The organism is Geothrix oryzae (assembly GCF_030295385.1).
GTDB classification, from domain to species: domain Bacteria; phylum Acidobacteriota; class Holophagae; order Holophagales; family Holophagaceae; genus Geothrix; species Geothrix oryzae.
On the sequence record NZ_AP027079.1, the window covers coordinates 2,261,572 to 2,281,574 of the forward strand.

Here is a 20,003-nt window from a genome sequence, read left to right on the forward strand (position 1 = left end):
CCGTTCCCTGGCGCCGTCCCGAAATCCACGGGAAAGGAGGTGCATCCACATGCCTTTGGTCAAGGTCAAAGAAGACGAGACTTTCGAGTTCGCCCTTCGCCGCTTCAAGCGGAAGTGCGAGAAGTCCGGCATCCTCAGCGAGCTGAAGAAGCGCCAGCACTACGAAAAGCCCAGCACCAAGCGCAAGCGCAAGATGCTCGCCGCCCGCAAGAAGACCCTGAAGCGCCTCGCTCAGGAACGGCGCATGATCGGTTGAGATGAAGCTTCGCTTCCTCTCGAAAAAGGCCCGCGGAAGCGGGCCTTTTGTTTTACTGAAGACTCAAGACTGAGGACTCAAGACTCCCGCCATGAACCCTGAACTCGACGCCCTGGAATTCCCCGATGCGATCCGGCTGGTGCAGGCGGGCGCGCGCACGCTTCCCGCCCGCGCCGCCCTCGGCGCCATGCACCCCTGGGATGGGCTCACGGGGCTGCGGCGGCTGTACCAGCTGGAGCTCCAGGATCTCTGGGCCGCCTCGCCGGACCGGCTGCCCATCCTCCCCATGGATGAATCCCTGGACGAGCTGCTCAACCCTGCGGGTTGGCTGCTGCCCGAGCACTGGCGGCAGCTCCGGGATGGCCTGAAGGCCCTGTCCCGGCTGCTTTCGAGTCTGGCCGACCTGCCCTGGCCCGAGTGCCGCCCCGCGCCGCCGGGCACGCACCTCGGCATCGACCGGCTCCAGGTGACGGCCGCCCTGCTGCCGGATCCCGCTCCCGTGGCCGAGCGGCTGGCCAAGAGCTTCAACCCCGACGGCCAGCTGGATCCCCTGCGCATCCCCGCCCTGGCCAGCCTCCACCGGAGCCGCCAGGAGGCCTTCCAGGCCGTGCAGGCCAAGCTCCAGAAGCTCCTGCGGGCCACGCCCGACGCCTTCAACGAGGCCATGGTCGTCGATCGCAACGGCCGCTTCTGCCTGCCGGTCCGGTCGGAGCGGCGGAGTCTGGTGCCGGGCCTGGTGCTGGACCGCAGCGGCAGCGGAGCCACGGTCTTCGTGGAGCCCATGGAGGCCGTGCCCCTCAACAACGCCTTCGTGGAAGCCGATCGCGACTACGCCCAGGCCGTCCAGGCCTTCCTGCGCGACCTGCTGGCGGAGCTGCGCACCCGGCGGGAGGACTTCACCCGCTGGCGCGACCTCCAGGCCCGGGCGGACCAGGGTCTGGCGCTCCTCCGCTGGGCGGTCCTCTGCGACGGCCGCCTGCCCGAGCTGGAAGCCGATCCGAAGCAGGGCCGCCTCTGCCTCCTGGAGGCCCGCCACCCCATGCTGCTGCCCGCCGTGCGCGAGGCCATGGGCCTGGAGCCCCTGCCCCACCCGGTGGTGCCCCTGAACCTAGTCCTGGAGGCGGAGAAGCCAGGGCTCGTCATCTCCGGCTCGAACACCGGCGGCAAGACCGTCGTCCTCAAGACCGTGGGCCTGCTCTCGGCCCTGGCGGCCAGCGGCTGCGCGGTGCCGGTCCGGGAAGGCTCCAGCTTCCCCGCCCTGCCCAGCCTCCATGCGGACATCGGCGACCACCAGACCATCACGGGAAGCCTCTCGACCTTCAGTAGCCATATATTGCACTTAAAAGAGATCCTGAAAAACGTCCATGACGGCGGACTGGTACTGCTGGATGAGCTGGGCACGGGCACCGATCCCAAGGAAGGCGCCGCCCTGGGCATCGCCCTCCTCCAGACCCTGTCCCGGCGCCGCTGCTGGATCCTGTGTTCCACCCACCTGGGCGAGATCAGCCAGTGGGCCCTGCGCCACATGCGGTTCCAGAATGCCTCGGTCCAGTTCGACGAGGACCGTCTGGCCCCCACCTACCGCCTGCTGGTGGGCCAGCCGGGGCAGAGCCGCGCCCTCACCATCGCCGCCAAGCTGGGCCTCCCCAAGCCCGTGCTGGAGCACGCCGACAAGGTGCTGGGCCAGCGCGAACAGGACTGGCGGGACTTCCTGCGGGAGCTGGAGGCCGAGCGTACGCGCCTGCTGGAGGAGGCCGAGACCCTGCGCCAAGGGCAGGCCGCCGCGGAAAAGGACCGGGAGATCCTCCGCCAGCGGGAGGAGAAGCTGCGCCTCGAACGCGAGACCTTCCAGCGGGAATCCAAGGAGAAAGTCGCCCGGGTGCTGGATTTCCTCGACCACGAGGGCAAGCGGCTGGTGCGCGAGCTGAAGGATCGCCAGAAGGCGGCGGAGGTCAACGCCGACCGCCTGGGCACCGAGGCCCACGAGCGGGTGAAGCAGCTGACGCGCCTCGCCGAGGCCGAGCTGTCGCCCGGCCGGAACCCCGCCCGGAGCGCCGCCCCCGTGGAGATCCGCGAAGGCGGCTTCGCCCGCCACCGGGGCCTGGGCGTCGAAGGCAGGGTGGTGGCCCTGAAGGGCGACCGGGCCACGCTGGAAACGCCCCAGGGCCGCCGCCTGGAATGCCGCCTGGGGGAGCTGGAGCCCATCGGGGCCCGGGAGGCCGCGCCGAAGCCCACGGGCCGGGTCCGGGTGCGCGCCGAGGCCCAGGACATCGAATCGGAAATGAACCTCATCGGCCGGGCCAGTGACGAGGTGGACAGCGAAATCTACCGCTTCGTGGAGGAGGCCCTGGCCGCGGGCCGCCGCACCATCCGCATCGTCCATGGCCACGGCACCGGAAAATTGAAAGCTGCCGTAAGGGAGGCCCTGCGGGGACACCCCGGCATCGCCCGGGTCGAGGATGCACCGCAAAATCAGGGCGGCGCCGGCGCCACCGTCATCTCCCTCAGGTAGCGCCTCGAAACTCAACCCGCGGTCCCGCCCGCCCGATGGGTTGTGGACACACCTCTTTAGGGGCGGCCATGGAATTCTGGAACAACCTCAATGTCCGAAAGAAGCTGCTGTATTCCATCCTCGCCCTGGCGGCGGTGCTGGGCACTGCGGCGACGGTGTTTTCCCTCTGGCGCCTGAACACTGCGCTGAATGACGGCCTCAAGCTCGAGGCCAGCAGTCTGGCTTCCCTGGTCTCGGATGGCATCCAGTCGGGTGTCCAGTTCGAGGACCTGGGGCTCGTCGAGCGCGGCCTGGACGGCATGAAGGACAACAACGACATCACCCAGGCCGCCCTCGTGGCCCTGGATCCCGCCACCAAGGCCCCCAAGGTCGTCACCAAGTCCAAGGCCAAGCCCTCCCAGATCGACCTGGCCCCCTTCGCCGGTGCCTTCCTCACGGAAGCCGCCAAGAAGGATCTTTCCAAAGACAACATGACCTTTGAGAAGGACGGCTTCCTGGTCGTCGGCTCCCTCGTGAAGATCGAAGGGGCCCCCAACAAGTCCTACCTCATGCTGCTGGCCAACCGGGACCGCGTCCGCAAGGACCAGATGGGCGCCCTCCTGGGCATGGCCATCCTCGGCGTGCTCATGATCGCCGCCGGATTCGGCGCGGCCTGGTTCCTGGGCAACGCCATCGTCACCCCCCTGGAGAACATCCAGCGGCGCATGCGCGACATCTCCGAGGGCGAGGGCGACCTCACCGCCCGCCTGGATGTGCACGGCAACGATGAGATCGCCGCCCTGGCCGGCCACTTCAACCGGTTCGTGGAGAACATCCACCAGATCGTCCAGCAGGTGATGGCCATCTCCACCAACATCGCGTCGGGTTCGCTCCAGATGTCGGCCGGCATGTCCGAGATGCACAGCACGGCCCAGAGCATCGCCCACTCCGCCGAAAACCAGAAGGCCAGCGTCACGACCACCACCAGCAGCGTCCAGGGCATCGCCGGCTCCTCCCAGGTGGTCAATTCCAATGTCGCGGACGCCCTCCTGGTCTTCGAGCAGGCCCAGCAGGCCGCGGGCAAGGGCGGCACGGCCGTGGGCAGCGCCATCTCCGGCATGCGCGCCATCGACCAGAACTCGAAGCAGATCGGCAACATCCTCACCGTGATCACCGAGATCGCCAACCAGACGAACCTGCTCTCCCTCAACGCCGCCATCGAGGCCGCCAAGGCCGGCGAACACGGCAAGGGCTTCGCGGTGGTCGCCGAGGAGGTGCGCAAGCTGGCCGAGCGCAGTGCCACCGCCGCCAAGGAGATCACGGCCCTCATCCAGACCTCGAACCGGGCCATCAACGACGGCACGAAGATGGTGAACACGGCCGGCGAGGCGCTGAACAGCATCCAGAGCGCCATCACCGATTCCGCCGAGCGGATGAAGACCATCGGGGGCCAGAGCGAGACCCAGAGCCACGACAGCCAGTCCGTGGTGGCCGCCATGGGCAACCTCACCGCCATCGCCGAGCAGAATGCCGCGGCCATGGAGGAGATGGCCGCCACCATCAAGGAATCCACCCGCACCGTGGACGAGCTGAGCCATCTCGCCGAGCAGCTCAACTCCCTGGTGGCCCGCTTCAGGATCTGATCCGCGGCCTTGCTGAACGGAAAAGCCCCGCCCTGCGGGGCTTTTCCGTGTCCAGTCCACGGGGCGAGCCGTCAGGGAACCAGCGCCCTGCCAGCGCTTCCCCGCCGGGAACGGCGCGTCGCAGGTGCCAGTCTCCACCCAAAGGAAAGGCCCCGCGGTCGCGGGGCCTTTCCTTTGGGACCGGGGAGGATCAGAAGCGGGCGCGGACGCCCAGCTGGACCTCGCGGGTGTTGCGGTCGGGCAGGTTGATGAAGCCGAAGTCGGTGGTCGGCTGGCCGCCCGTGATGGTCGTCCGCTGGGCCGCCCAGTTGGCCAGGTTGAACACATCGATGAAGGCTTCGGCCTTGAACCGCTTCGTGAATTCGAAGTTCCGGCTCAGACGAAGGTCCAGCTGCTTCACATGGGGCTGGCGGTACTGGTTGCGCTCGGTGCCGGGCGTGTAGTCGTTGCGGCCGCTGTCGCCGTTAAGGTCGTTGGTGGAGATGGAACTGTAGGGACGGCCGCTGGTGTAGCTGTAGTTCACGGCGCCCTGGATGCCCCAGATGATCGGGAAGAAGCCCGCGAAGGTCACGCGCAGGCGGCGGTCGTTGTCGCTGTAGGCCTCGGTGCCGGAGGGATTGGCCGGGTTGTTGGTGTTCGAGTCGGCCGTGGAGCTCGCGGTGGTGCGCTCGTTGGAGTTGTTGTCGCGGGCCTTGGACCAGGTCAGCGTGGAATTGAAGCCCCAGCCGCTCTCGGAACGCTTGGAGGCCGTCAGGATGAGGGCCTTGTAGGTGCCTTCACCATCGTTCTTGCTGAGGAACACATTGCCGAAGTTCGTGAAGTCCATCATCCGGCCGTTCACCACGGCCCGGTTGGGGCGGCCGGTGGTGGAGAAGGTGTTCGAATTGGGCAGGGCGTAGCCGTCGTTGTAGTAGGAGCCCGCCGGAGCGCCCACCTGGGCCAGATTGATGTTCACGAAGTACTGAAGGTTCTCGAACTTCGCATACACCGCCTGGAGGCCGAGGGTGAGGCCGTTGTCATAGGCGTGCTCGACGCCCAGGGCGGTGCGCTTGGCCACGGTCATCTCGTTGCGGGGATCCCAGACCTGGCCCACGCGGCTGGCGGAGGCCAGGCCCGCCAGCAGGTTGGACGGCAGGGCGCTCAGGATCGTGCCGCCGGCGGAGACGCGCTGGGCGTAGGAGAGGGCGCCCGAGTTGAAGAGCGCGTTGGTGGCGGCCCCGTTGTTGATGAAGTAGGTGGAGGTGGTGTTCCCGTTGCTGTTCATCGTGTTGGACACGGTGAGGCTGGGGTTCGGGCTGGAGAACCAGCCGTAGCCGCCGCGCAGCAGCGTCTTGCCATTGCCCTTCAGATCGTAGGTGAACCCGAAGCGAGGGTCGTACGAGGTGGTGTCGTTGGCCTGGTCGAGGCCGGCGAACTGGGCGTTCGGCCGCGGGTTGTCCGGCTGGTCCTCGCGGGTGGCGCGGAGGCCGAGGCTCAGCATGAGGCGGCGATCCAGCAGGCCCTGGTACTGGCCCTGGACGAAGCCCGCGAAGAGCTTGGACTTGTAAGAGATGGCACCGCCGAAGTCGCTGTAGGCGCCCACATAGGTCAGGCTGTCGGCCGCGGCCACGGTCCCGGCCGCCCACTTGTTGGCGATGGAGTAGTTTCCGAACTGGATGGAGCCGTTCTGGTAGCGGAAGAAGGTGTTCTTGAAGTCGAAGAGCTGGAGATCCAGGCCACCCTTGACCGTCCAGTCTCCCTGGGTCCAGGTGAGGTTGTCGATGACCTGCCAGCTGTACTCGTCCAATCCGTTGGGCAGGAAGTTGTTCTGGCCGGCGGTGAAGCCGCCGTTCACCTGGAACTCGGGCGAGGCGGTGCTGTTCGCGATGCGGGGCCGCCGCTCGATGGCGCGCTGGACGCGGGCCTCGTTCACCAGGTTGGAGCCGAGGACGCTGTTCAACTCCACCACCCAGCTGAGGCCGCTGTTCTTCTCCTGGCCCTGCTGCGTCTGGCCCGTGGTGGGCGCGAAGCTGCTGGTGAAGGAGGTGGTGCCGTTCTCGGACTTCCAGTCCTGGGCGTTCACGCGCAGGGTGGCACGGTGGTTCTCGTTGATGGTCCAGTCCAGGCGGCCGAAGTAGACCGTGTTCGTGCGGTCGTTGGTGTAGCTCCGGCCGCTTTCCTGGGCCAGCGTGCGCCCGTCATTGCCGACGATCAGCTTGCCGTAGGTGTTGAGGAAGTTGGTGAAGTTGGGCACGGGCGAGTTGCTGTTGCCACCCGAGCTCGAGATGGCGAAGGAGGGCGTGAAGTCCTCCTTGTACTTGTAGGTCTCGACGCCCACGAAGAAGTGCAGCTTGTCCTTGATGATCGGGCCGCCCACATTGACATTGAACTGGGTCTGGGTGAAGTTCTTGGTGAGGGCCTGCTGGGTGTTGATGGTGCCCGCCCGGTCGTAGGGCACCGGCGTGATGCGCGCCACCAGAGACTTGGGCCGCACCTGGTAGAGGGCCGAACCGCCGAACTCGTTGGTGCCGGTCTTGGAGACGGCGTTGATCACCGCGCCCGCCGCGTTGCCGTACTGGGCATCGAAGGCGTTGGTGATGATCTGGAGTTCCTTGATGGTGTCGGCGCCGAAGGCGAAGGGGATGCGCGTGGAGCCGCGCTGCTCGCCGAAGAAGTTCGACTGGTAGGAGGCGCCGTCGATGGTCAGGTTGTTCTGGATGCCCCGGGCGCCCTCCATGGACACGCGGTTGTTGTCCGGATCGTAGACCGAGCCGGGCGTGAGCTGCACGAGGTTGGTGAAGTCGCGGCCGTTGAGGGGAATGGATTCGACCAGCTTGGCGTCCACGGCCGTGACGCTGTTCACCTGCGTGGTGTCCAGGCTCTGGCTCGAGGCGACGATCTCCACCGTGGCGGAGGCCTCGGCCTTGTCCAGGCTGAAGTTCGCGGTGGTGTTCTGGCCCAGCGACACCTGCACGCTGGTGTCCTTCAGGGTGCGCATGCCGGCCGCGGTGACGGTGAGTTCGTAGCCGCCCACGGGCAGGAGGCCGATGTGGTACTCGCCCTGGGCATTGGCCGTGGCGGTGCGCACCAGACCCGTCTCGCGGTTCCGCAGCGACAGGGTGGCACCGGCCACGCCCTGGCCGCCCTTGTTCTTGATCACGCCCCGGATGGCCCCGGCGGTGGAGGAAGTCTGGGCCGAGGCGATCGTGGCACAGGCCAGCGCCGTCAAGGTGAGGGTCGTCCAGCGTCGATTCATGCGTCACTCCTAGTGGCCATTCCTGGCCGATCATTTGGACTGCAGGTTCCGCGGGCAGAGGTGCCTGGGGCGTCCGTGGCAGGTGGGATGCCCCAGGATCCCCGAACCCAGCCGGGCGGCTCAAGTGCCTTTTTTGCCCGAAAAGTTTCCAGGAAAGCCCACAAAAAGGCACAACTTCATCACATCAGGCCGCTTCAGCGCCATTCAAGCCAGGTTCCGCGCCTTCAGGAAGGTCACGAACCCGAAATCCCCATCGCTGATGTGGTGTTTGAGCCAGCCCTCCATGAAGGTCGGCACCATCAGGGCCAGCGCATGCGGGCTTTCCCGGAACTTGGCGTGGAGCTCGTGCAGGCTCGTGAGCATGGAGGCGTGCTCGGACACATGCTGCGTCAGGTCCGGGTAGCCGAACTTGGCCATGAACGCTTCTTCCGTGGAGAAATGGCGTTCGGAACACTGGATCAGATCCGACAGCAGGGCCTCGATCTCTTCGCGGGCGGAGCCGCCCTGGACGGACTTCCGCAGCCGGTCCACGGTGGCGAAGAGCTCCTGGTGCTGCTCGTCGATGATATGGATGCCCGTGTTGTATCGGGTGTTCCAAACGGCATCCATGGCCCGAGGCCTCCCTTGGCGTTCGACAACCTGCAAGACCCGGGTGCGTCGGCGGAGGGCTGCCTGGGCACGGGAATCCTGATCATGCTAACGACAGTTGAATGTAAACTTCTGGCGACCTGCATATCAAGTGATTTGAGACTGTCGACTGCAAAACGCCCAAAAAGGGCCGAACTGGTACCGGTGGTCGGACTCGAACCGACACTCCTTTAGAGGGAAACGGATTTTGAGTCCGTCGCGTCTGCCATTTCGCCACACCGGCTATGGGGCTAGGTTAACCCATAGGCGGGGCTGTTTCATAGCGCGGTGAGCGGGATCCGGCGCCCCGCGCCGAAGGCCTTGGGACTTACCTTGAACGCGAAGGGCAGCTGGCGCCGCTTGAACTCGGTGCGGCGCAGGAGGCCCAGGATGCGGGGGAGCGCCGCCCGGGCCTGGGCCAGGGCCTCGCCCTCGAGCAGGAGGGCCAGATCGTCCGCCAGGCCTTCCTCGGGCCGCTGGGCCTCGAGGGCCGCGCCCAGGATGGCGTCCAGCTGGACATAGGGAAGGAGGCTGGCCTCGTCCGTCTGGCCGGGGCGCAGTTCGGCGGTGGGGGGGCGGTCCACCACGCCCCGGGGCACAGCCTCCCCCAGGTCGCGGGCCAGGGCGTAGACGCGGGCCTTGAGGCAATCCCCCAGCGGCGCGAAGGCGCCGATGCCATCGCCGTAGAGGGTGAAGTAGCCGGTGGCGGCCTCGCTCTTGTTGCCCGTGTTCAGCACGGCGATCCGCTCCGTGCCCAGGCGCCGCTGGATGTCCGGCTCCGAGGTGAGCGCCAGGAGCAGGCTGCCCCGGCAGCGGCTCTGGAGGTTCTCGTCCGTCAGGCCGAAGGTGCGACCCGGCAGGGCCTTTTCCAGGGCCGTCGAAAAGCCCGCGAACGGGGCCTCCGCGTCGAGGCTGAGGAAGGCCACCCCGAGGTGCCGGGCCTGCTGCTCGGCAAGGGCCGAGCTTTCTGCGCTGCTGAAGCGCGTGGGCAGCGCCGCGCCCAGCACCCGTCCGGGACCGAGGGCCTCCACCGCCAGGGCCGCGGCCACGGCGCTGTCGATGCCACCCGACAGGCCCACCACGAGGGCCTCGAGGCCCTGCTTCGCCAGGTTGTCGCGGAGGCCCGTCACCAGGGCCTTGCGCAGCCAGGGACCGTCCCCCACCGCGTGCCAGGCCTCGCCCGGGGCCCCCGGGTCCACGCTGAGCGGGCCCTCGTGGAAGGGCGCACACCCCTGCCAGCGCCCGTCCGGCAGCGCCAGGCCCGAGCCGCCGTCGAAGAGCAGCCAGCTTTCCGCCCCCACGCGGCTGGCGTAGGCGATGGGGATGCCGTGCTTCTGGGTCAGGCCCGGGAGCAACCGGCGGCGCTGGGCATCCTTGGAGGGGATGGCCCAGGGGGCGCTGCGGCCCGGCGGAAGGTAGCTGCCCAACGCGCTGGGACTGGCACTGGCATTGAGGATCAGCGTGGCGCCCGCGGCGGCCAGGTCCGCGATGGGGTCGACGCCGTAGCCCACCGGCGCGTTGCCCAGTTGGGGATCGGCCCAGAGGTCCTCGCAGATGGAAAGGCCGATGCGGTGGTCATGGAATGCGACGAGCGGCTGGGGGGCGGCGTCCGGCTCGAAGTAGCGGTGCTCGTCGAACACATCGTAGCTGGGCAGCACCCGCTTGTGCGCGCAGTGACGGAGGGCGCCGCCTTCGCACCACCACAGCTCGTTCCAGAGCCGGCCCGAAGGCGCGGGCCGCGCCGTGCCGAAGACCAGCGGCACGGCACCGGAGAGCGCCGCCAGCCGATGGGATTCCACCTCGATGCGCCGGCGCATTCCGGGCTCCCAGAGACGGTCCTCCAGCAGGTAGCCGGGGATGGCCAGCTCCGGCGCCAGCACCAGCTCCGCGCCTGCCGAGACGGCCTGCGCGTAGGCCGCCTCCACCCGACGGCCATTCCCCTCGGGATCTCCGAGGCGGGCGTTGAGCTGGAGCAGCGCAATCTTCACGCGCCGCCTCCTGCGGCGCGCCCTTCGGGCTTCGGCTTCGCCAAAGTGTGGCTCCGCTCCTGCTTCGCCTTCACGCGCCGCCTCCGCCTATCGCGCGCGCTGCGCGCTCCGGTTCACTCCGTTCACCGAGGCGTAGCCTCCCCGCGGCGCGCCCTTCGGGCTTCGGCTTCGCCAAAGTGGCACTCCGCTCCTGCTTCGTCCTCATCTCTTCACCTTACCAGCGGATCTCCGCACAGGTGCCGCCCTCGGGGCGCGGCACCAGCCGCAGGTCCGCGCCCTGGGCGTTGAGCCATTTCAGGGCCAGGGGGAGGCCCAGCCCCGTGCCGTCCGGGCGGCCGCTCTCGAAGGGCCGCAGCATGCGGATGGCCGTGTCCTCCGACAGGCCCGGCCCCTCGTCCAGGATCGCCAGCCGTGCCTCGGAGATCCGCACCAGCACCCGGCTTCCCAGGGGACTGGCCTGGCAGGCGTTCTCCAGCAGGTTCACCAGGGCCTGATGCAGCAGCACGGGATCCCCCGTCGCCATCCCCCGCCCTTCGGTCACCAGCTGTCGTCCCTGGCTCACGGGACGGCGCTTCAGCTCCACCAGCGCCTGGCCCACGGCCTCTTCGAGCCGCAGCGGCTCCGAGGCCGGATCCAGGGGCTTGGCCCACTGGAGGAAGCGCTGCACCAGCCGCTCGAGGTCCTCGGTCTCCTCCAGCAGGGCCTCGGCCGAAGCCCCATGGCCCGCCCGCTTGAGCAGCTGACCCTGGCCCTTCAGCACGGCCAGGCCGTTCTTCAGCTGATGGGCGACACCGGCGGTCATCTCCCCCAGCTCCGCGAACCGCTCCCGCAGCTGGCGGCGGCGGTCCTCCAATTCGGCCTCGGTGACATCCTCGAACTGCACCAGGGCGCCGATGCGATCCGGCGCCTCGATGCGCTGGATCCGCCAGCGGCGGCCCTGGGCCCCGAGGCGATGGGCCGGCCCGGGGTCGCCCGCCAGGGCTTCCCGCAGCCAGGGGAAGGGCTCCAGCACGAAGGCCGCTTCCAGGCCCACCACGCCGGGACGAACGCCCAGCAGGTCGCAGCCCCGTTGGTTCAGGGCCGCCAGCCGCTGGTGCTGATCCACCCACAGCAGCCCCATGGGCAGCGCGTCCAGCAGGCGCTCATGGACCGTCCGGAGCTCGCCCAGGGTGGCGGCCAGCTCGCCCCGTTCCCGCAGGCTGCCGGACACCGCCGAGAGCAGCAGGGCCTCCGGATCGGCCGGTGCCCGGCGCCGCAACCGGGCCCAGCGCACCAGGAGCACCGCGAGGCCACCAAGAGCCCCGCCCACGGGAATCGCCACAGCGAGCCAGGCGAGGGCGTGGGGGAAAGGTTGCATGGCCCCAGGGTATGCTGAATTCCATGGACAGGCAGCCCATCTATGTGGTGTCGGGAGGATCCGGCGAAACCGCCCAGCGCATGGTGCAGGCGGCGCTGACCCAGTTCGCCAAGGGCGAGAGCTCGGCCCTGGTGCGCCGGTTCCAGAATGTGCGCTCCCATGAGGATGTGGAGCGCGTGCTCCAGATGGCCGCGGAAAAGCGCGCCGTCATCATCCACACCACCGTCTCCCGCGAGATGCGCGCCTACCTGGCGGACCGCTGCGCGGAGCTGCGCCTCACCCAGGTGGATCTCTTCGGCAACCTGCTGGACACCCTGGCCCTCTACCTCCGCGAGCGGCCCGAGGAGCGGCCGGGCAGCTTCCACGCCGTGGGCGACAAGTACTTCCGCCGCATCGAGGCCATCGAGTACGCGCAGAAGTACGACGACGGCATCGACATGGGCGGTCTTCCGGATGCCGACATCGTCCTGGTGGGCATCAGCCGCACCAGCAAGACGCCGCTCTCCATGTACCTGGCCATGGAGGGCTACAAGGTGATGAATGTGCCCCTGGTGCCCGGAATCCCGCTGCCCCCGGAGCTCGAGCAGATCCCCCAGGGCCGCATCGTGGGCCTCACCATCGAGCCGGACCGCCTGCAGGAGATCCGCGCCTACCGCCTGAAGCGCCTGGGCGCCTCCGGCAGCGCCGACAGCTACAGCGACCTCGGCCAGATCCTCGAGGAACTGGCCTTCGCCGATGGGATCTTCAAGCAGCACCGTCGCTGGCCCGTCCTCGATGTGACGGGCCGCAGCATCGAGGAGACCGCCGGCCTCGTGCTGGACCGGGTGTTCGGCAAGGAGCGGGCGGTCTAGCGTGGGGATTTCTCCTACAGCTCGTCCTCCAGCCGCTGCACCAGCGTCTTCAGGATCTTGATCCGCCCGTAGTACTTGTCCTCGCTCTCGACGAGGGTCCAGGGGGCGATCTCGGTGCTGGTGCGGTCGAGCATGTCGCAGATGGCGGCCTCATAGGCCGGCCACTTCTCGCGGTTGCGCCAGTCCTCCTCGGTGATCTTGAAGCGCTTGAAGGGCGTGGCCTGGCGCTCCTCGAAGCGGCGGAGCTGCTCCTCCTGGCTGATGGAGAGCCAGAACTTGAGCAGCAGGCTCCGGCTGCGGACGATCTGGTCCTCGAACTCGTTGATCTCGCTGTAGGCCCGCTGCCAGTCTGTCTCGGCACAGTAGCCCTCCACCCGCTCCACCAGCACCCGGCCGTACCAGCTGCGGTCGAAGATGGCCACCCGGCCCCGCCGTGGGAGGTGCCGCCAGAAGCGCCAGAGGTAGGGCTGGGCCCGCTCTTCCTCCGTGGGTGCCGCAATGGGGTGGATGTGGTACATGCGGGCGTCCAGGGCCTGGGTGATCCGGCGGATGCCGCCCCCCTTCCCCGCGGCATCCACGCCCTCGAACACCAGCACCACGGCGTGCTTCTGGAAGTTCCGATGGCGGGTGAGCAGGTTCAGCCGGCCCTGCAGCGTGAGCAGCTCGTCCTCGTAGTCCTTCTTGTCCAGCCGCTTCGTCAGATCCAGGGCCCTGAGCACATTCATGCCGTCCAGGGACGGGCGCGGATGCGTGGGGATCACCGGCACCACCGGGGCGGGGTGGTCCAGGCGGGCGCGGAGGCGCTCCAGCAGGATCTTCCCCACCGTGAGGCGCTGGTAGCGGGCGTCCGTGGCCTCCACCACGATCCAGGGCGCGTCCCCGGTGCTCGTGGAGCGCAGGGCCCGTTCGGACACCTGGCGGAAGGTGTCGTACATCTCGAAGTGCTTCCAGTCCCGAGGCGTCACCCGCCAGCGGGTCTTGGGATCCTTCTCCAGGCCCTTCAGCCGCTTCTTCTGGGCGTCCTTGCCCAGGTGCATCCAGAACTTCAGCACCAGGGCGCCCTCGTGGATGAGCATCTGCTCGAAGCGCGCCACCCGGGCCATGTCCTGGTCCAGGTCCGAGGTTTTGCTGCGACCGCAGGCCCGCTCCAGGATGGGCCAGGTGTACCAGGACCCGTCGAAGATGCCGATCTTCCCCTTGGGCGGGAGCATCCGCCAGTACCGGTACATGTGCGGCCGCTCGCGCTCTTCATCCGAAGGCTCCGCCAGGCCATGGGTCTGGATGTGGCGCGGATCCATCCACTCGTTGAGGGTGTTCACGGTCTCGCTCTTGCCGGCCCCGTCGACGCCCGCCACCAGGATGACCACGGGGAACTTCGCCGCGGCCAGGTCGTACTGGGCGTCCAGCAGCGCCTCCCGCAACGCGGGCACCTCCCTGTCCCAGACCTCTTTCGACACCTTGTGGCCAAGTTCCGCGGATTCGAACATGGTTCCTCCGGGACGGGGCGCGCCTTCGGGTCGGCGCGAGTGTCACGATAGCGGATTACCGATCCCGAAGGCATGAAATGATGGGGGTTCCCCGGAGCATCCATGCCCCACCCCGCCGCCATCCTGTGTCTCGCCTCCGCCCTCGGGGCCCAGGCTCCCGGGCCCGCGGCGAGCCTGGGCCCCGTGCGCTCCGTCAGCCTGAAGGTGCTCATTCCCGATTCGAACCGGGCGGCGGTGAGCCTGGATCCGGACCAGGTCCAGGAAGATCTCACCGCCTTCTTCACCCGCAATGGCCTCCCCGTCCTGCCCGCCTCCGAGGTCGAAGGCGCGGAAGGGGCCTACAGCCTGGAGGTCAGCCCCATCACGCTCCAATACGGCGAGGGCACCTGCCTCCTCAGCGTCAGCGAGCGCCTGCTTCCCCTGGACTCCCCGAAGACGGGCGCGAAGACGGGCGCGAAGACGCCCCCCCGGGAGTGGGGCACCAACTACATGGCGGCCCAGGCGGGCGACCAGGGGCTCCTCTTCCAGACCCGGCAGATCGTCCTGAGCATGGCCGCGCATCTCATCCGGCTCTCCAGGGGCGGGACCACGCCGCCCTTGACGGTCCAGCCCCTCGCCGCCCCGGCCCAGGCGGATGCGGCGCAGCGCCCGGCGCCGGAGCGGCCCAGGGCCCAGGAGGTGGATTTCAGCCGCGTGAAGGTCAAGGTGCGCCCGCCCGCTCCACCCTATCCCGCGGCCTCCCTCAGCCAGGGCACCGAAGGCACCGTGATCGCCCAGATCACCATCGACCCGGACGGCCGCCCCCGGCGGGCCATCGCCGTCAGCGGCCCCGCCGAGTTGAAGCCCACGGCCCTACGATATGCCATGCAGTGGGTCTTCGAGCCCGCCCGGCTGGACGGCGAGCCCCAGTGGGCCACCTTCAACCTGACCCTGGCCTTCCGGCTGCATCCGGGACCCCTGCCCAACCAGCCTCCCAAGCGGCACTGACCGCCGGGGCAGGCCTTCTCATCAATACTCGTTCGCCAGGTCGCCGGCCCGGACCTGCTTCTCGAAGGGCTGGAACACCGGCGCCCCTGCGCTCTGGGCGATCCACTCGGCCACGCGGATGCCGTCCACCGCGGCGGAGGTGATGCCGCCCGCGAAACCCGCGCCTTCCCCGCAGGGGTAGAGCCCCGGGTGGGACACGGATTGCCCGTCCTCGCCGCGCAGGAGCTGGATGGGGCTGCTGGTGCGGCTCTCGATGGCCAGGAGGATGGCTTCGCGGCTGGCGAACCCGTGGATCTTCTGGTCGAAAGTGGGCAGCGCCCCTGCCAGCTGCTCCTGGACGAAGCCCGGAAGGCAAGTGCTCAAGTCCGCCGCCACCGCGAAGGGCTTGAAGCTGGTCCGCGGCAGCTTGCCCGTGGCGCGGCCCTTCAGGAAATCCTGCACGGCCATGGCGGGGGCGCCGTAGGTCTCCCCCGCGGCCCGGAAGGCGGCCTGCTCCCACTTCCGCTGGAAGTACATGCCCCCGAGGAGATGGTCGCTGCCGAAATCCGCCGTGTTCACCTTGGCCACCAGCCCGGAGTTGGCGAAGCCCGAGTCGCGTTTCTCGTTGCTCATGCCGTTCACCACCACGCCGCCGGGCTCGCTGCTGCACTGGATGACCTCGCCTCCGGGGCACATGCAGAAGCTGTAGGCCGCGCGGTTGAGGCCGAAGTTGCAGACCAGCTTGTAGTCCGCGGCGGGCAGGGAGGGGTGGCCCGCGCTGGGGCCGTACTGGGACCGGTCGATGAGCTCCTGCGGATGCTCCACCCGCACGCCCATGGCGAAGGGCTTCTGGCGCATGGCCACGCCATGGCTATGCAGCATCTCGAAGGTGTCCCGGGCGCTGTGGCCCGGCGCCAGCACCAGGGCCTCGCAGGGAAGCTCCTCACCGCTGGCCAGCACCGCCGCGCGGACACGGCCCTGGTCATCGAAACGGACCTCCGCCAGCCGGGCCCGGAAGCGGTACCGGGCACCCCGGGCCTCGGCCTCCTTGCGGATGAGCACCGTGCAGCGGCGGATGACATCCGTGCCCACATGGGGCTTGGCGAGGTAGAGTATCCGGGGGTTCGCGCCGAAGCGCACGAAGGCCTCCAGCACATAGCGCGTGGCCGGATGCCCGATGCGCGTGGTGAGCTTGCCGTCGCTGAAGGTGCCGGCGCCGCCTTCGCCGAACTGGGCATTGGCCTCGGGATCCAGCACCGCATCCTTCCACAGGCCCGCGATGGCCTGCACCCGTTCCCCCATGGCGGGCCCCCGCTCCAGCACGATGGGTTCAAAGCCGTAGTCCAGCAGGCGCAGGGCGCAGAAGGTCCCCGCGGGGCCGCTGCCCACCACCACCACCCGCGGACGGCGGGGAGGCGGAACCACCGCATAGGGAGCCGGCTCCGGCGCCCGGTCGAGTTTGAGTCCGCCGGACCTCGGCCCCAGCTCCAAGGCGCGCTCCGTCTCGAAGCTCAGGGTCGCCAGGAAGCGGATGGCCCCCTTGTGCCGGGCATCCAGGCTGCGGCGCTCCAGAACCACCGCGCGATAGTCCTCCGGCGCGCCGCCCAGGGCGTGGGCCAGCGGCCTCGCCAGATCGAGCGCCTCCTCACCCAGGTTCAGCGACAGGTTGGAGAGCAGGAAGCGCATGGGAACCTCGGCGAAGGGGAGCCCGCCCGGGGCTCAAGGCCAGTCCTTATGGTACCCGGACCTGGACGGGCCGGTTTTCCCGGCCGGACGCCAGCCCGGGAAGGCCTATGCTTGCATCCGGAGCGGAGTCCGCCATGGCCGAACAGCCCTTGCAGCGCGTGGTGGTGGCCGGGGGCACCGGCCTGGTGGGCCGGGCCCTCGTGAAGGCCCTGGTGAGGGCGGGCGTCGAGGTGGTGGTCCTCACGCGCCGGCCAGGGTCGGCGGTATTGCCCCCCGGGGCCAGGGCGCAGGGGTGGGAGGATCCCGCCGAAGCCCTGGAAGGCGCGGACGCCGTCTTCAACCTCGCCGGCGAGGGCATCGCGGACCGGCGCTGGACCGCCAAGCGGAAGCAGATCCTCCTCCAGAGCCGGGTGGGTCCCACGGAGGCCCTGGTCGAGGGCCTCCGTGGCTGCACCCACCGTCCCGCCGTGCTGGTCAACGCCTCGGCCATCGGCTACTACGGAGCGGCCCCCGACGACACGCCCCTGAGCGAGCTGAGCCCGGCCGGCACGGGCTTTCTGCCGGAGGTATGCCAGGCCTGGGAAGCCGCGGCCCTGGCGGCCCGGAGCCTGGGCGTGCGCGTGGCGATCGCGCGCCTCGGCATGGTGCTGGCCCGGAACGGCGGCGCCCTGCCGAAGATGGCGCTCCCCGTGCGGCTGTGGGCCGGCAGCCGGCTCGGGGACGGCCGCCAGGGCCTCAGCTGGATCCACCTCCACGACCTGGTGGCCATGCTGCTGGCGGCGGCCGGGAACCCGGCCTGGGAGGGCCCCTTCAACGCCACGGCCCCCGAGCCCGTATCCCAGGCGGTCTTCCTGCGGCTGCTGTCGAAGCAGCTCCACCGCCCGCTGGCGCCCATCCCGGGGGTTCTCGCCGCCGCCGGCGTCCGCCTGGCCCTGGGGGAACTCGGCCGCGACCTGCTCCTGCGGGGCGCCTTTGTCCATCCCGGCAAGGCCGAGGTCCTCGGCTTCCCCTTCCGCTTCCCTTCGCCGGAGGAAGCTCTGCTGGACCTGTTGTAAGGGGGAGAACCTTCGCCGCCCCGGGCCGCCTGCTGCCGGAAAGAGTTCCGACCGGGAGGATCAGGCCCGCTCCAGCCCCCCGAACCGCGCCATGATGCGCTTGTCGCCGCCCTGGTCGAACCGCACGGTGTAGGTCAGGCCATCCCCCCGGCCCGAGGCCGCCAGGATGGTGCCTGCGCCGAAGCGGGCGCTCTTCACCCGCGTTCCCGCCTCGAAAGCGGTCGGATCCTTGGACTCGGCAGATTCGGAGAACCTGTCGCCCTCGGGTTCGCCCGAAGGAACCGGAACCTCCTTCACCCGGTCGAAGAAGCTGCGGATGCGCTGCAGTTCTGTCGCCACGGAGGCGCCACCGGCCCCGCGGGTGAAGGAGCTGCCCGGCCGCACGCCCTCCCCGGACTGGTAGAGTTCGGTGCCCCATCGGATGGGTGCCGTCAGGGCCTCGGCGGGAAGCTCCCGCAGGAAACGGCTGGGCATGGAGAGCATCTCGGTGCCCATGATGCGGCGGCGGCGGGCGGCGCTGAGGGTGAGGCGCCGCTGGGCCCGGGTGATGGCCACATAGAAGAGCCGGCGCTCCTCCTCCAGGCCCTCGGGCGTCTCCCGGGCGTTGCGATTGGGGAAGACATCCTCCTCCATGCCGATGACGAACACGAAAGGGAACTCCAGGCCCTTGGCGCAGTGGATGGTCATGAGGCTGAGCTGCGCGGCCTCTTCCAGCTGGTCCGTGTCCGAGGCCAGGGTGATGCGATCCAGGAACTCCGACAGGCGCAGGCCCAGGGATTCGGATTCGGCGGCGGCGCTGAGGAATTCCTCCAGGTTGCGGATGCGCCCCTCGGCCTCCAGCGTGGCCTCGTCCTCCAGGCTCTGGAGGTAGCCGCTCTCCTGGAGCACCCACTTCACCAGGCCCGCCAGCCCCTGGGCTTCGCGCTCCGATCCGGCGCGGTGGAACAGGTCGAGGAACTTGCCCAGCTCCCGCTGGGCGCGGCCCTTCAGCTCGCCGGCCCTCAGCAGCAGCGCGAGCCCTTCGAGCGGGGTGCCGCCCTCGGGGATGGCCGCCTCGATCTTCCCCAGCGTGGTGGGCCCCACGCCGCGGGTGGGCGCGTTCACGCAGCGGCGGAAGCTCACCAGGTCGAAGGGATTCGAGATGAGGCGCAGGTACGAGATGAGGTCCTTCACCTCCTGCCGCTCGTAGAACTTCACCCCGCCCACCAGCCGGTAGGGCAGGTTCTGGGCGCGCAGGGCCTCTTCCATCTGCCGGGACTGCCAGTTGGCGCGGTAGAGCACGGCGACCTTGATCTCCGGTTCGAGATACCGCAGCTCCTGGATGCGCTGCACCACCCACTCCGCCTCCAGGCGCCCCTCGTCCGCCAGCTTGAACTGGATGGGTTCACCGTCCCCCAGGTCGGTCTTCAGCGACCCCTTCCCCTCCACGCGCTGGGAGTTGTTGGCGATCACCTCGGAAGCCGCATCCAGGATTTTCTTCGTGGAACGGTAGTTCTGCAGCAGCTCGATGCGCACGGCCTCGGGGAAGTCCTGCTGGAAATCGAGGATGTTGCGGATGTCCGCTCCGCGCCAGCCGTAGATCGACTGGTCTTCGTCGCCCACCACGCAGAGGTTGTGGTGGCGGCGGGCCAGGTGCTGCACCAGCAGGTACTGGGCGCGGTTGGTGTCCTGGTACTCGTCCACCAGGATGTAGCGGAACCGCTCGCCGTAGGCCGCCTGCATCACGGGATCGCGGAAGAGCCGCTCGGTCCAGAGCAGCAGGTCGTCGAAATCGCAGGCGCGGTGGTTCTTCAGGCCCTTCTGGTAGAGATCGTAGGCGTCCAGCACCTTGCGGGTCCAGGGATCCAGGGCCTCCTCGCGGGCCTCCTCCGGCAGCAGGCAGCGGTTCTTGAAGTCGCTGATGATCTCCAGCACCTTCTTGGGGTGGAACTGCTTCTCGGGCAGCTTCAGCTCCACCAGCACCTGCTTGATGAGGCTCTTCTGGTCAGCCGGATCGAAGATGACGAAATCTCGGCCGACGGGCGTGCGCTCCCCCTCGCGGCGCAGGATGCGGGTGCAGAAGCTGTGGAAGGTACTCACCCACATCTGCGCGGCGGGCACGGACACCAGGCGCTGGACGCGCTCCCGCATCTCCTCGGCGGCCTTGTTGGTGAAGGTCATGGCCAGGATGGAGCCCGGATGGACGCCCTCCTCCTCGATGAGCCAGGCGATGCGGCGGGTGATCACCGTGGTCTTGCCGGACCCCGCCCCGGCCAGGATGAGCAGGGGCCCGCGGGCATGCTGGACGGCTTCCCGCTGGGGGGCGTTCAGGTTGCGGAGCAGGGGGTGGGTGGAAGGGTGGTCGGAGGGGGCGCCAGGCAT

13 protein-coding genes and 1 tRNA gene are annotated in these 20,003 nt (G+C 68.9%); 6 read left to right on the forward strand and 8 right to left on the reverse strand.

The window, feature by feature from the left end:
- Positions 1–49 precede the first annotated feature (49 nt).
- The 3 genes from rpsU (at position 50) to QUD34_RS10475 (ending at position 4,390) form a co-directional block, all read left to right on the forward strand.
- The gene (gene rpsU / locus QUD34_RS10465; protein WP_026852993.1) at positions 50–256 is read left to right on the forward strand and encodes a 30S ribosomal protein S21; all 207 of its coding nucleotides are present in this window, start codon (positions 50–52) and stop codon (positions 254–256) included.
- 91 nt (positions 257–347) lie between these two features.
- A complete protein-coding gene (locus QUD34_RS10470) occupies positions 348–2,768 on the forward strand; it encodes an endonuclease MutS2 (protein ID WP_286353647.1) in 2,421 nt (806 codons plus the stop codon).
- Positions 2,769–2,836: 68 nt separating this feature from the next.
- A complete protein-coding gene (locus QUD34_RS10475) occupies positions 2,837–4,390 on the forward strand; it encodes a methyl-accepting chemotaxis protein (RefSeq protein ID WP_286353648.1) in 1,554 nt (517 codons plus the stop codon).
- Between the two features lie 190 nt (positions 4,391–4,580).
- On the opposite strand, the gene QUD34_RS10480 is transcribed toward QUD34_RS10475, so the two are convergent.
- From QUD34_RS10480 to QUD34_RS10500, 5 genes are all read right to left on the reverse strand, one after another.
- Positions 4,581–7,625 (reverse strand): TonB-dependent receptor, encoded by a 3,045-nt coding sequence (locus QUD34_RS10480; protein WP_286353649.1) that lies wholly within the window; start codon positions 7,623–7,625, stop codon positions 4,581–4,583.
- Between the two features lie 204 nt (positions 7,626–7,829).
- A complete protein-coding gene (locus tag QUD34_RS10485) occupies positions 7,830–8,234 on the reverse strand; it encodes a bacteriohemerythrin (RefSeq protein WP_286353650.1) in 405 nt (134 codons plus the stop codon).
- A 175-nt stretch (positions 8,235–8,409) separates the two neighbouring features.
- A tRNA-Leu gene (locus tag QUD34_RS10490) sits at positions 8,410–8,496 on the reverse strand.
- 34 nt (positions 8,497–8,530) lie between these two features.
- Positions 8,531–10,240 carry an NAD(+) synthase gene (nadE, locus tag QUD34_RS10495; RefSeq protein WP_286353651.1) on the reverse strand — a complete coding sequence of 570 codons (1,710 nt, stop codon included), beginning with the start codon at positions 10,238–10,240 and terminating at the stop codon, positions 8,531–8,533.
- A 214-nt stretch (positions 10,241–10,454) separates the two neighbouring features.
- On the reverse strand, positions 10,455–11,597 hold the full coding sequence (locus QUD34_RS10500) for a sensor histidine kinase (protein ID WP_286353652.1): 1,143 nt from the start codon (positions 11,595–11,597) through the stop codon (positions 10,455–10,457).
- A gap of 23 nt (positions 11,598–11,620) precedes the next feature.
- Here QUD34_RS10500 and QUD34_RS10505 point away from each other — a divergent pair, with 23 nt between their 5' ends.
- Positions 11,621–12,448 (forward strand): pyruvate, water dikinase regulatory protein, encoded by an 828-nt coding sequence (locus tag QUD34_RS10505; protein ID WP_286353653.1) that lies wholly within the window; start codon positions 11,621–11,623, stop codon positions 12,446–12,448.
- Between the two features lie 14 nt (positions 12,449–12,462).
- Here QUD34_RS10505 and pap read toward each other — a convergent pair whose 3' ends face one another.
- Positions 12,463–13,935, reverse strand: a complete 1,473-nt coding sequence (gene pap, locus QUD34_RS10510) for a polyphosphate:AMP phosphotransferase (protein ID WP_286353654.1) — start codon at positions 13,933–13,935, stop codon at positions 12,463–12,465.
- A gap of 102 nt (positions 13,936–14,037) precedes the next feature.
- On the opposite strand from pap, the gene QUD34_RS10515 reads away from it, so the two are divergent.
- Positions 14,038–14,922, forward strand: a complete 885-nt coding sequence (locus QUD34_RS10515; protein ID WP_286353655.1) for a TonB family protein — start codon at positions 14,038–14,040, stop codon at positions 14,920–14,922.
- A 21-nt stretch (positions 14,923–14,943) separates the two neighbouring features.
- Here QUD34_RS10515 and QUD34_RS10520 read toward each other — a convergent pair whose 3' ends face one another.
- Positions 14,944–16,587, reverse strand: a complete 1,644-nt coding sequence (locus QUD34_RS10520) for an NAD(P)/FAD-dependent oxidoreductase (protein WP_286353656.1) — start codon at positions 16,585–16,587, stop codon at positions 14,944–14,946.
- A gap of 134 nt (positions 16,588–16,721) precedes the next feature.
- On the opposite strand from QUD34_RS10520, the gene QUD34_RS10525 reads away from it, so the two are divergent.
- Positions 16,722–17,642: a TIGR01777 family oxidoreductase gene (locus QUD34_RS10525; RefSeq protein ID WP_286353657.1), complete on the forward strand. Its 921-nt coding sequence runs from the start codon at positions 16,722–16,724 to the stop codon at positions 17,640–17,642.
- Positions 17,643–17,702: 60 nt separating this feature from the next.
- Here QUD34_RS10525 and QUD34_RS10530 read toward each other — a convergent pair whose 3' ends face one another.
- Positions 17,703–20,003 (reverse strand): ATP-dependent helicase, encoded by a 2,301-nt coding sequence (locus QUD34_RS10530; RefSeq protein WP_286353658.1) that lies wholly within the window; start codon positions 20,001–20,003, stop codon positions 17,703–17,705.